Below are 13,706 nucleotides of genomic sequence, written 5' to 3'. Positions count from 1 at the left end.
CTAATTGAATATTATTAATGATAAAATTTACTAAAAATCTATCTTCAGATTTAAACCAAAAGTTCTTTCAGTTGGCGGAACATAGGTTTGGAAACCTGCAGATGCAGTACCTGCTCCTGAAAGAATTTCCGGATCCCAGTTACCTGTTCTCTTTAAGAAGAACAGATTCCTTCCAACCAGTGATAATTTGGCACCTGAGATAAATCCGACCTTGCTCAACATGGACTTAGGGAAAGTATAGCCAAGTGAAGCTTCTCTGACTCTGGTATTTGTTGCACTGACAATAAATGCTTCACCTATCGGAGCATTTCTACCTCCAATTGTTCTCCAGAATGTTTGTGAACTTATAGCAGTGGTATTCGGTGATCCACTAGCCAGCACCCCGGTCTCATTTGGAAATAAATTCTCTCCAAATACTAAACCACCTTCTCTTCCCGCAAGTGTTTCTTTGGTAATTCCTTCACCGTACAGAAGTCCATCGGTAATGGAAACCATACTACCACCTTGTCTGTGCTCGATCAGGAAACTAAAATTGAAATTCTTATAAGAAAAATTATTTGTGATAGCACCCATCCAGTCAGGGTTAAAATTGGCAGCTAATACAGATCTTCCGGGAGTCAGGTTTGGCAAACCATTAGCACCTACAATCACGCTTCCCTGAGCATCTCTGGCCCATCCTCTGGTATAAATATTACCAAATTCCTGTCCCTGAGCTACTACGAAATCAGACATATATGAATCACCTCCAACAATTATTCTTGGACGATCATCAGAGATCTTATTAACCCAGTTCTTATTTTTTCCGAAATTAGTGCTGATGTCCCAGGTTAAGCCATTTGCATTTTGGACTGGTGTGGCCGATAATACAACCTCCACTCCCGTATTCTGTACGTCTCCACCATTAGTAAAAAAGGAAGCCGCTCCGGAACCCGATGGTAAGCTAATTGTAAACAGCTGGTCAAAAGTATTGGTTTTGTAGGCTGTGATATCCAGTCCTAAACGACCATCAAACAAGCGGGTATCCAATCCAACTTCATATCCTTCAGTAGTTTCCGGTTTAAGATTTGCATTAGGCAAAATAGCCCCTAAAGTGATGAAACCATAATTTCCACCGGTTCCTGCAAAGGCAGCAGAGCGGTTTAACTGATAAGGTGAGGCACTGTTACCTACTTTGGCATAAGAAGCCCTAAGCTTTGCATATGAAATCACATCAGGTAGCCCCGGGATCATATCTGTAAGAATTGAAGAAAGACCTACAGATGGATAAAAATATGACCGGCTGTTGGCAGGAAGGGTTGAACTCCAGTCGTTACGTCCGGTGATATCAAGATAAAGATAATTCTTCCATCCAAAATTACCTGAGAAGTACAGGGATTGTAACTCTTGTCTTGTGGCCGGATTAAATGCACCCTGAGTGAGGGCTGTATTACCAAATGAGAAGAAGTTAGGAATAATCAGTCCCTGTTGTGTACTCGCACTGATACTACCTGAACCATCTGTCTTTCTTAAAGTACCACCAGCCAAAGCTGAAACATTCAGATTTTTGGTGATGTTACTATTATAAGTCAAAAGGGCATCATGGTTCCAGATTTGACCCGGACCGGTAATGCTGGCACTATAGCTACCAAAATTATCCTGTCCGCCACCATAAGAATCAATCCATGCCTTTCTTTCAGTAGTGCTGGATCCTCCATCAAACGATGTTCTTGCCATTAATTTTAATTTATCAGTAAAGTCAATGGTCAATGAACCCAAGGCAATTATACGATCTGTTGTTTCATAATTAACAACACGGTTCATGATCCAGAATGGATTCCTGCCTATTGTAGAGCCCGGATTCCAGAAGTTTTGCTTGTTAGCACCGGCTGCGTCAGTATATTCAAATTGTTTAAGATCATCAAACTGAATATTTCGCGGTAAACGATAAATATTCATATATGGGTTATTAGCCGCATTATCTCCGGTTCCGTTCTGGTTATCAATTTCGTTCCGGATATAATTTAATTTGGTATCCAGTGAAAGCCATTTTTTCAACTTGCTGGTTACCCTGATAGATGCATTATCTCTTCTTAACTTATTAGTCTGCATCAATCCTTTTGCATCTTCTCTGGTATAAGAAAATGCCGTTTGTGTATTTGCAGAACCTGCTGAGGCAGTAACGTTATGCGTCACATAAGTTGAGTTCTGGAATACATCTTTATAATTATTTGGCTGAGGTGAGAATGCATACTGCGTTCCTGCTTTACCGGGAGCAGCTGACCAATGATTCACCATCTGACCGGTCATTTTTGGCCCCCAGGATTCTTCAGCTGTTGCATTATATACACCTGTAACTCCCTGTCCATACTCATTCTGAGGCTTGAAATATAGAAGAGGTTGTCCTGTCTGGAATGTTTCATTCACGCTAATTTGAACCTGACCTTCTTTACCTTTTTTAGTTTCGATAATAATAACCCCATTCTGAGCCGCACTGCCATACAAGGCTGCAGCATTTGGACCTTTCAATACGTTGATAGATTCAATATTATCCGGACTAAAGTTAGCTATTGCTGTGCTCATTGGAACTCCGTCAACAACATAAAGGGGACCACTGTTTCCTGAGATTGAACGGTTTCCTCTCAGAACAACACGAGCCTGGCCACCCAAACCTGTACCGGCTGTTTCAATACTCATACCGGCTACTTTACCCTGTAAGGCATTCATAACATTCAAAGTACGTGTCTCTGTCAGTTCTTTTGCACTTACACCCTGTGTAGCATAAGTCAGTGATTTTGCTTCACGCTTAACACCTAATGCAGTTACAACAACTTCGCTGAGAGAAGTTGAAGTTGACTCAAGAATAACATTTATTGTGGATTGGCTGTTTACAGCAACCTCTTTAGTTATATAACCTATATAGGTAAATACAAGAGTTGCATTATCAGGAACTGTCAGAGAATACCTTCCATCAATATCTGTAGAAGCTCCTATTTCTGTACCTTTAACTTTAACACTAACACCCGGAAGGCTTTCACCTTTGGCATCGGTTACCTGTCCGCGTACAACAACATCTAAGTTATTCTGTAATTCACCCTTAAGCTTGTTCTGATTGCTCATAATAAGGATGCGGTTATCAACCTGTCTGTAGTCAAGCGAGGTATTTGCCAGAAGCTGATTCAACACTTCAGCAACAGACATTTTTGCTGTTGGCATTTCCAGTTTATTGATTTCCCTGACATCAGCCAAACGATACATAAACTGAAAAGGACTTTGCTTTTCAATTTTTTGAAAAGCTTTAATCAAAGACTCGTTTTTCAACTCGAGGCTTATCTCTACTTTATCAATAGCCTGACTTTTTACCGGAGGTGCCGAAAAAAGCTGGATTGATGTAGTCAGGATTATAAAAAATGCTAATCTGAGCTGCATAATTAATCGATATATCGATCTGAATAAAAGCTTCAGATCAAATGGAAACAGGTCCGTTTGCTGACGTTCAGCAAGTAGTGTAAAAAAAATCATAATTTTACTTCGTTTTAAAAGTTATCGAATTGCATGATTAAATCTTCATGCAGAATTTAAAACAACAATTGTATCCTGATGGCAGTCAGGCAACAATGCTACCCCTGAAACTCTGAGCAATCAGGAGTTCAGGGGTTTTTCATGGTGGTAGATCTGGGGACATAGACTGAGGTTTAAGTTTTTAAAAGTTGATCATTTATCTATTTCGAATTAATAATAATCGACGATTTATCATTATCATAACTATAAACTGCATCATTAAATTCCGAAATACTATTCAAAATTTTATCAAGAGCTTCTTCTTTTCTAACAATTGTTGTAAAGCGTTTTGATTTAATCTGATTATCAGAGATATGAATCTTCACTTTATAACGATCTTCCAGTAATTCAGCTGCCTCAGCAACAGAAACATCGCTTAGCAAAAGATCCTCCTCTTTCCATTTAAGGTATTCAGGACTGCTGACCTCTTTCTCAACGATATTCGTATTAATTTTGTCGTATTTAATCTGATGGTTAGGAGTAATTACACCAATAGTCTTATTATCAAGATCCTCTACTTTTACCTTACCTCTGGCAACTGTAACTGTGATATCATCTGAATCTGACCATGCACTTATATTAAATGCAGTCCCCAAAACTGTTGTTTTAAGTTTGCCGGTATAGATTACAAATGGCTTAACCGAATTGTGCTTTACATCAAAATAAGCCTCCCCATCCAGATAGACTTCCCTTTTTGCTAATCCATCAAATGATGATGGATAATTCAGTTTACTGCCCGCACTGATAATTACAGAACTGCCATCAGGTAAGCGAATCAAACGATTTTCCTTTTCCTGAGTTAACCTGGATAAGACCGAACCTGAAACATGAGGTTTATTAGAGGTATTTTGAACAATGGAAATACTAAAGAATATAAGCAGTGAAGCTGCCACAGTAATTCCAGTCATCCATAAATAACGTTTTTTAGACAGTGAGTTAACTGTCTTCTCTGCTGCGGAAATCTTTTGTCTGATTTCTTCTTCAATTTCATCACGAATAACCTTCTTTTCAAGATCAGACAGTGAATCCAGCCCGTCAGATTCTGAATCAAACAGTTCATAATGACTTAAAAGCAGTTCGCGTTCTTCCTTTGAAGCCTTTCCTGCTAAGTATTTATGATACAACTCAAGTATATAAGATCTGTTCATAATTAAAATTCAAGACTGAACTTTACATTAAGACCTTAATTTTCAGGAATGTCCTATTGTTTAAGAAAATATTTTTTTTTGAAACCCCTGGTTTAATTATGAAAAGGCAAGAATGCCGGATAAAACAAAAATTAAGCAAACTGTTAAGAAAGAAACCTAAATAAAATGATGAAGTATTAATCCTGAAGTATTACACGCAACTGATCAATTGCTTTCCCCAATTGATTTTGAACCGTCTTGCGGGAAATCCGCATCTGCACAGCTATTGTTTTAGTTGGAATATCTTCATGAAACCTTAATCTGAATATCTGCTGCCGTTTAGGCGGGAGTTTAAGCAACAAGGCTTCATAAGCCCTGTAAAATTCATCATAAAGAATATTAGAATCTGTCTTTTGATTAGAAGCCGGTATATTTTCAAAAGCCTCAATAAACGGAGACAGGTTTTTGTTTTTTGCAGTTAGTTTAAATACCTGATTACGAACTGAGATACTAAGATATGCCGGCAGATTTGTTATTGAATTTTGTCTGTTCATCCAGATACTTACAAAGATCTCCTGAACAATATCTTTTGCCTGCTCAGTATCCTGCAAACGTTTATAGGCATTTGAATAGGTGTGCTCCCAATACTTGTTATACAGGATATTAAAAGCAGTTTTACAACCTTGTTGCAACTGGAGTAATAAATACCCGTCATCATGAAGTTCCGGCTTATTATTTTCCATTATAAACGTTCTTTAATCAAAATATACATTTAAACCTATACTAACATTCCATCATTCTTTAGTTAAAATCAAATCGGAGAATTTGTCAAACACCTCCTTCTTTGCTCATCAAAAAGCGTATTCTGAGATTATTTATATAATACTCAGACTGAGCTTATTAGAATACTAATGTAATTTACGTTTACGTACCCGAAAAAACAAGAGATTTATACCTGTTTTTTTTCACAAATCACAACTAATGTTAATTAGTTGCCTATTAGGTGTTAAAAAAGGGATTTGGTATCGAATAAGTTACCAGATTAATTGGATTTACGAACCTGTCCGGCTATAGCATTCAGATCATAAACAACCTTACCATCACGAATAGTCATCTCGCATTCAAACTTCTGAGTACCTGAATATTTATTCCCGGCAACATCTCTGAATCCAAAATTACCTTTTCGCATACTGATGATTGCAATATCTGCAACTGAACCTTCCGAGAGATTACCCAGTTCTGTACGTTTTATTACCCGGGCAGGAGTCCAGGTACTGGCTTTAATCAGATCGGGAATTTTCATACCCATTGCATAAAATATAGATAATACATTCATCTGATCCTTCATGGCACCGTTCACGCTTCCCTGATGAATATCTGTACCCATAGTGTTAGGATAGAACCCAGCCTTAAGAGCAGGAAGTGCCTGATTAAAATTGAAACTCCCGCCGCCGAAACCAACATCAAATATGATCCCTTTTCTTTGAGCTTCAAGTACAAAGGGCTTAAATCTCTTTGTTTTAAGGTCAACAATTGGCTCTACCACCCCTCTTGATGACTGTATAAAGGTGTGTGTATAAATATCTCCGGGGCGGAGGTATTTAGTAAACAGTTCTTCAATAGAGAAATAAAGGCTGTTCAAATCGATCATTACAGGCATATCTGCCAGCTTACCAGCCTCTGCACCACGCTGAATAGGTGTCCATTCTGACCCGGTAAAATGTGCTACTTTAAATCCAACAACATAATCCTTATGTGCAAGCGCTGTATCGGCTGTACGACGCGCGTCCATGTCATTTACGTTCTGTTCATATTTTTCAATTCCTCTCATTCCCTCTCCTACTATATTCAGCAATGAAAGAACTCTGGTCTTAGATACATCTATGATATTCTTCTTAAAAGTTCCAAATGACCTCCATCCGGCACCACCCGCATCTACAATAGTGGTTACACCCGCCCTGAAAGTAGACTGATCGGGTAATACCGCCACTGTTCCTCCACTCAGATAACTATCCGGATCAAAACCATAAAAAACATGCCCGTGTAAATCAATCAGGCCCGGGGTAACATACATTCCCTTTGCATTTACTACCTGTAAGGCCTGTGCTGTATCTATATTTTTAGCTACACGAACAATTTTGTTATCCTTAACTGCAACATCCATCAGCTCATTGATATTGTTCTTTGCATCAATCACATGCCCACCCTTAATTACAATACTATAAGGCCTTTGTGCATAACTTACTGCAAACAGTAAAAAATGTGCAGTTAACAGGATAAATATTTTACGAATCATTTCAGATACTGTTATTGAATTTAAACACTGGCCTTGATCAATTCTTCTGCAAAACGCTTTGCTACAATTTTCTCTTCGCCAGGCTGCATCATCCATACAGAAAGAATCATAGCATCATTGATACTTTTGGGTGCTTCAATGGAAGGCACTCCGTTCCGCAAATTCAGAGTCATATCTTTAGGTGTCAGCTTAATTATCGACTGATCCCATGATATTCTCAGAGTTGGGGTAACATTTGCTATTGGCGGAACAAAGATCTCTGCTTTTACTCCTTTTACTTTTGAAACTGCATTCAGGATAACTCTGGCCCTGTCTTCCCACATCTGCCATTCCTTTCCATGGTCAAGCTTCACAAAGCGATCAAGTGCTGCATACATGCCAAATATCTCTTCCTTGTTCACTTTCATCCCTCTTCCGATATTTCCACCTCCCGGAGGAGCGCTTAAACGGGCTGCAGAGATAAACTCTTTTCGTCCCATCAATATCCCGGCACTTTGCGGTCCGCGGATAGCCTTGCCTCCTGAAACGCAAACCAGGTCATAGCCCATTTCATTGAATTTCCAGAGATTTTCAACCGGAGGAACATCAGCTGCAATATCTACCATAGCAGGTATTTTATGCTTTTTAGAAATCCTGAGCCATTCATCATGACCAATCTTACCCCATGGTGCAGCTTCATTATAAAACCAGGTCATGGCCGTCTTCGGATTGATTGCATTCTCAAATTCCTCAGCAGTTTCAACAAATACCCGTTTAATTCCTGTATTGGTCAATGCATGATCATAAGATCCGCTGTGTGTTTTCTGAAGAATGACTTCATTACGTTCAAATTCTGAAACATCAGGAAGTTTAGCAACCTTGGTTTTATCCATTCCTGTTAAAACACCTGCTGTTCCCAGAACAAGGGCAGACCAGCATCCTGAGGTAACCATTGCAGATTCTGCATGACACATTTCGGCAATCTTCTCACCAACTTTATCCTGCAAATCATTGATCAGTACATACTTTTTAGAAGCAGCATTAATAGCCTCCATAACTTCTTCAGGCATCAGGGATGCAGTATGAGTGGTATAAACACCATAAGCGTTGATAAAAGTCCTGAGTCCAAGCTCCTGTATCAAATCTCTTTTTAGAGCTGTTGAAGCTGCTGCTGATTTAAAAGGCACACCTGTAAGTCCGCCTGCAAGAGGAGCAACAGATAAATATTTTATGAGGTCTCTACGTTTCATGACAATTAAATGCTAATTATTCAGACAATAAGGAAGCTGAAGATTTATCCAGATAGCAAATACAATTTGAATGCTTCTGCAAAATTGAAGCAGGATAAAGATTACTTACTTCATTTTCAATTGTATCTCTTACCGCTTCAGCTTTTCTAGTATCAGGAACTGAACAAATAATCAGTTTAGATTTGCAAATCTGCTTTACAGACATGCTGATTGCCCTTTGCGGAACAAGCTCGAGGGTTTCAAACCAGCCTTCGTTAAATTGTTGTAAACGACATTTTGCATCAAGGTTTACAATAATGTAAGGATCTTCAATATCAAAATCGGCAGGGGGATCATTAAATGCCAGATGTCCGTTTTCACCTATTCCTACCAATGCAACATCAATGGGATGCTCCTGAATAATTTTGTTTAAACGCGAACATTCTGCCTCAGGATCGTTTTCTCCATTAACCAGATAACTTGCCTTCAGAGTACTAACCTTTTGAAGAAAACGTTCTTTTAAATACTTTCTGAAACTTGCCGGGTGGCTTTCAGGTAATCCTATATACTCATCAAGGTGGAACATCACCACTTTTGACCAGTCTATTTCTTTATTTTCTATAAGATTTTTCAGGGTTTCAAACTGGCTTGCTCCTGTAGCCAGAATAATATTTGCTTGTCCTTTTTCCTTTATTGCATTGATAATTCCTTCTGCTGCTGCAATTGCTGATACTTTACCTAATTCAACCGGATTTTCGGAAATTACTACTTTCATAAAATTAATGTTAATTTTTCGCCCTGATTTGGGGCCTGATCTTTCTGATCTATTTATTCTGATTATTTACGTGCGGTTACTGTTATCTCAAATCTTGCCGGACCAATTAATTCCTTAAGCCCCATTATTGACCTGGTTGGACGTGGCTCATCGAAATAAGTACGATATACTTTATTCATACGATCAAATAGCGTCATATCAGTAAGATAAACCTGAACAGATACTACATCTTTATAATCCATATCAGCTTCTTTAAGGATAACCCCGATCTTATCAAGAGCCTGCTTTACCTCAGTTTCAAAATCTTCAGGAATTACACCGGTCTTTGCATCTTCACCGCTAAAGCCGGCAACATAAAGTGTTCCGTCAACCAATATTCCCGGAGTAAATGGGAGTCCCCGATTATACCCTTCAGGCATGATAAACTTTTTCTCTGAGATAGCTTTCTTCGTTTCGGTTGTCTGATTGTTAATGCAGGAAGTTAATCCAAGAATAAGCAAGGAGCCAAATAAAATGGTTGATTTCATTTTTTCAGTTTGATTTTATGTTGTTAAAAACTAATGTACAATAAAAAAGCTATGCTGACAGATCTGAGTATCAGTTTATTTATATTAAAAATTGTTTTCTTCAGGTCTGTTTACAGTATATACAGCAACAATACATCATCCAAAAACTGATTAAATCAGACCAACCCAACTGTTCTCATTTCATCAGCGCTTTAAATACCGGATGAGAAGAGACATATTCTTTTCATACTCTCTGGTTGATATATACTGCTGATCTGAAGAATCCACAATTCCCTTTCCATTTTCATCGCTCAGCTTGGCTGTGTTCATTTCTTTACCATCTGCTGCAACAGAATATGGTCTGCTGATCTGAATGTGTTTAACCAGCCATCTGTCCTGATCCAGTGCACGAATAATATCGTTAACAGCCTGATCAGAGGGCATGACTACTGCAGAAGTAAGAGAAGAAAAATATCGTTGAGGTAGTTGTGAAACTGAAATCTTTCCGGCTTTCAATAGAGAGTTTCTGGTAGCCTCTTCCGGCGAAAGTGTGCTAATCCTTTTATACTCATCCTTTAGGAACTGAATATTGATATTAGCTTTTCCACCATAATGGGCCAGCAGATTATTGTCATCATAATCCCACCAATATTTCCCATCAGCTACACCTGTACCTGTACGGTGGGCATAAATCCCCTTATTGGTTCCTGCTTCAACAAATGTAGCATGAGTACGTGTTCCGCCTAAAGTTTTATCAGCTGGCAGTTTAGAATCTTCCAACCATTTAATAGCATCCGGAATTCTGGCAAGAAACTTCCTGTCGCCGGTAAGCTGATAGTATTTCATCAGTAGCAAACAATGTGTATATGTGAATCCCGGCATCAAAGCAGGAGGTTCATAGCTCCGTGCATGAGCAATCTGAAGGTCCATATTATATTGCTGCCCCCAGCCTCCATAAGGATTACCCTGCTGAGTAATCAGATAAAAATTCATCCCTCTGCGGATAGGATCTAAAAGACGTTCTTCTCCCAATAAAGAATAACAAAGAATCAGAAAATCGATATTTCCGGAAGTAACTTCATCATTAAAGGTATAATATGCCGAATAATCCTCCTTTCCGTTTTTAGGATGATTATTCTTCAGGGGGTAACGCTGCGGCCATCCTCCAAGCGGATATTGGCTATCAATAATCAACTGAATTGCTTTATCGAGTGCCGGCTTGTATTTAACATCCATTTTCTGCAGAAAAAGTCTCAGCAAAAATGTTGCTGGTCCTGACGTATTGGAATCGTCAAAAGTTGTATTGGCATAGTAATAATAATACTCTTCAAAACCCCATGCATTCTTACCGATTGTATTATACCATTCTTTCAGAGAACGGTCACCGCCAAAATCAATCATATAATTCCAGCCACCTTCAGGACGCTGCCCCCAGATAAGCGCAGCAGCAACTTTTTCAGCAGCCTGATAATAATATTCATCAGCGGTTGCGTCGTACGCATCAAGAAAAATATTACCCATACTTACTGTACCCGGATCCTGTACCCAAACCTGTGTGGGAAATGCTTCCAGCTCTCCCCATCTGCGTGAAAAATCAGGCAAATAATGTGCAACATAGCCTCCGTTTACACTTGCTTTCTCAACCATAAATCGGGTGGCTCTGAGCATTGCAGAACGAGCCTCCTGATCCGGTCTTTTAGTTTGAGAAAAAACAGCAGGAATAAGTGAAAAAGTGACTATAAAAACAGCAAAAATGCTTTTTATTTTTTCCATTTATCTTCTGAATTAATACTTTACGATAGCTTTAACTTTTTCAATCTGCTCTTCGCTAAGCACAATCTTACCTGCTGCAGCATTTGATTCAAGCTGCTTCACACTGGAGGATGAAGGAATGATTGGCCCCATACCCTTCATTGTCAGCATATATGCCATAACAAGCTGACTGAGCTCAACTCCCATTTCATCAGAAACAGCCGCAAGTGCATGCAGTTTACCCATATTTTCAGGACTTATTTTTGCTTTCAGGTCCCCCTCGTCGAACAAACGGTCACCAGGGCCTGCATTTACAGGATTTAGGTACCGGTTTGTCAGCAGCCCCCTTGCCATCGGGCTCCAGCCAATGAACGATATCCCTTGTTCGGTAGCATAATTCAAAACACCCCTATCTTCTGCTGCTTCTCCATCGAGCAGATCAAACTGATTCTGTACAGCAAGTATCCGGCTTCTGACAGACATCTGAGACTGTACAGCCTGGAAGGTTTTAAGAATCTCAACACTGGCATTTGACACGGCAAAATAACGTATCAGATCCTGCTTTACCAGATCTTCAATTGCTATCAAACTCTCTTCAGGAGGGGTTATTCCATCAAATCTGTGAAAATAAAGCAGGTCAATATGATCAGTTTGAAGCCTTTCGAGACTAGCGTATACTGCTTCCATGATATTTCCTCTTGAAAGCCCACAGTGATTCGGACTTAATCCGTCCATTGTTCCGGCCATTTTTGTCGCAAGCACCACATTGCGCCTCTGGTCAGGATTTTTCTTAAACCACTTCCCTATGATCCGCTCAGAATTTCCGGAAGCATTATTATACCGGTTTGCTGTGTCCCAGAATGTCACTCCCAGTTCAAGGGCCCGGTCAAATATTTTAAAAGAACTCTTTTCGTCTATGCGCGAACCATCTCCACTTTCAGGATAGCCCATTTTCCAGGTACCCAAACCAATATCCGACACCTTCAGACCTGATTTACCCAGAACCCGGTAAGGCATTTCTTTAAAACTATTAACCACGAATGGCGCATTATAAAACGCCTGTCCTTCATACTTTGTATTTGCCATCAATTTTATGCTTTGCTGTAAAATAGCACCAATCTTAATTATTACTTAGAATCAGGCAAAAATGCCTGAAGGTTTCCCTCCACGGGCTATAATTCTGTCAATAGCCAGAATACCCACCATTAGCTGACGAGGATAATGATAATGTTCTGCACGTACCTGTGTATGCTTTTCCATCTTTCGGTCTCCGCTATCAATCACAAAAGCAAACTGAGGGCGTACATATTTCTCGCGGATATAGGCTTCAGTTTTTGCATAACAATTAATTGCCCATTCATCCCCGGTATGTTCGATCAAAATCATTGCCCCGATCAGAATCTCTTCCTGCAGCCAGCGCAGTTTATTTAACTGCCATGTATTGGTAGCTACATGATCCATCGCATGGAAATGCCCGCCATATACATCATCCCAGGCTATATCAACATGCCTTTTAAACTCTGCTGCGGCTCTGTTGAACAAAGCCTTATCTTTAATCAATACCGCATAATTCATCACAAAAGCCAGTGTTTCACATCCATGACCAATATCAGCAAACTGCGATGCAACAGGATCGGTCAAAGGACTCAGATCATGAGCCAAAGCCTCATTTAAAAGTCTGAAGTCTTTATTGAGATGGTGATTCATAATCGCATCCACACAACGGTCGGCTAAAGCTCTGACCTCTTTATCAGAACGCTGACGAAGCATTTGTGTACACAAACTTAAAAGAATCATCCAGTGTCCAAGAATTCGCGGACCGGATTCTCTTTTCTCTGCTTTGTAGGCATAGGTAAATTCGGGCCTGTCATATCTTTGAACAGCCTTGAGCATAATTTCCTTTGCCTGATCAAAATATTGTCTTTCACCACTGGCCTTTGCATATTCTGCCAGACCTTCAGCTACAAACAGATTCCCGTAAATATCCCCTTCTGTATTACCTAAAGGCTGACCTTCTTTTGTAAAGCCTGAAATATAATAGCTGCCATCCGAAGGCAATAACTTTAAAATAAAATCTTTAGACTTTCTTGCGATCCCGAGATATAATGGATTTTTATCCAGATTATTATATAAAAATGAGTACATCCAGATCCCTCTGCCTTCAAACCACGCTCTTTTATTGGTATTAATCAGTTTTCTTGTAAGAATATCAACAGAACACATAAAACCACCCAGTTCATGGTCAACCACATACTTATTCATATTAGGAATAAACTTCCCGAGAAGGGCTTCTCTGTAAGTTTCGCGAAGCTGCTTGAGATTAAGATCTGAAATTTTACCGATTTGCTGCTCATTCCCGGCTATTGCAGCTTCAGCCTTTTCAGGCACCAATGAAGTTGCAAGACCTGCCCCGCCAAAAATTCCTAATCCGGCAGTCGAATTCCGTTTTAAAAAGTCGCGTCTTGAATATTCTTTATCTATCATATAATTCTTTTTCAAATACCG

10 protein-coding genes are annotated in these 13,706 nt (G+C 39.4%); all 10 read right to left on the bottom strand.

Annotated elements, in window-relative coordinates; translation table 11 throughout:
• Positions 1 to 30: 30 nt before the first annotated feature.
• A complete protein-coding gene (locus tag P2W72_RS09750) occupies positions 31 to 3,405 on the bottom strand; it encodes a SusC/RagA family TonB-linked outer membrane protein (protein ID WP_276361542.1) in 3,375 nt (1,124 codons plus the stop codon).
• Positions 3,406 to 3,698: 293 nt separating this feature from the next.
• Entirely contained in the window at positions 3,699 to 4,685 is a 987-nt protein-coding gene (locus P2W72_RS09745) for a FecR family protein (protein ID WP_276361539.1), read from the bottom strand.
• A gap of 176 nt (positions 4,686 to 4,861) precedes the next feature.
• Positions 4,862 to 5,407 carry a sigma-70 family RNA polymerase sigma factor gene (locus P2W72_RS09740; RefSeq protein WP_276361537.1) on the bottom strand — a complete coding sequence of 182 codons (546 nt, stop codon included), beginning with the start codon at positions 5,405 to 5,407 and terminating at the stop codon, positions 4,862 to 4,864.
• Positions 5,408 to 5,706: 299 nt separating this feature from the next.
• Positions 5,707 to 6,960, bottom strand: coding sequence for an amidohydrolase/deacetylase family metallohydrolase (locus P2W72_RS09735; RefSeq protein WP_276361534.1), 1,254 nt, complete (start codon positions 6,958 to 6,960; stop codon positions 5,707 to 5,709).
• 20 nt (positions 6,961 to 6,980) lie between these two features.
• A complete protein-coding gene (locus tag P2W72_RS09730; protein ID WP_276361531.1) occupies positions 6,981 to 8,189 on the bottom strand; it encodes a PLP-dependent transferase in 1,209 nt (402 codons plus the stop codon).
• Between the two features lie 16 nt (positions 8,190 to 8,205).
• On the bottom strand, positions 8,206 to 8,943 hold the full coding sequence (locus P2W72_RS09725; protein ID WP_276361528.1) for a glucosamine-6-phosphate deaminase: 738 nt from the start codon (positions 8,941 to 8,943) through the stop codon (positions 8,206 to 8,208).
• A gap of 62 nt (positions 8,944 to 9,005) precedes the next feature.
• Entirely contained in the window at positions 9,006 to 9,470 is a 465-nt protein-coding gene (locus P2W72_RS09720; protein WP_276361525.1) for a RidA family protein, read from the bottom strand.
• A gap of 183 nt (positions 9,471 to 9,653) precedes the next feature.
• Complete coding sequence (locus P2W72_RS09715; RefSeq protein WP_276361521.1) at positions 9,654 to 11,222, bottom strand: pectate lyase; 1,569 nt, start codon at positions 11,220 to 11,222, stop codon at positions 9,654 to 9,656.
• Between the two features lie 12 nt (positions 11,223 to 11,234).
• Positions 11,235 to 12,287 carry an aldo/keto reductase gene (locus tag P2W72_RS09710; protein WP_276361518.1) on the bottom strand — a complete coding sequence of 351 codons (1,053 nt, stop codon included), beginning with the start codon at positions 12,285 to 12,287 and terminating at the stop codon, positions 11,235 to 11,237.
• A 51-nt stretch (positions 12,288 to 12,338) separates the two neighbouring features.
• Complete coding sequence (locus P2W72_RS09705) at positions 12,339 to 13,685, bottom strand: AGE family epimerase/isomerase (RefSeq protein WP_276361515.1); 1,347 nt, start codon at positions 13,683 to 13,685, stop codon at positions 12,339 to 12,341.
• Between the last annotated feature and the right edge of the window lie 21 nt (positions 13,686 to 13,706).

Source organism: Daejeonella sp. H1SJ63, from assembly GCF_029360775.1.
In the GTDB taxonomy this organism is placed as follows: Bacteria; Bacteroidota; Bacteroidia; order Sphingobacteriales; family Sphingobacteriaceae; genus Daejeonella.
The sequence above is the reverse complement of the archived record's forward strand: the minus strand, read 5'-3'. Positions and strand labels throughout refer to the sequence as shown.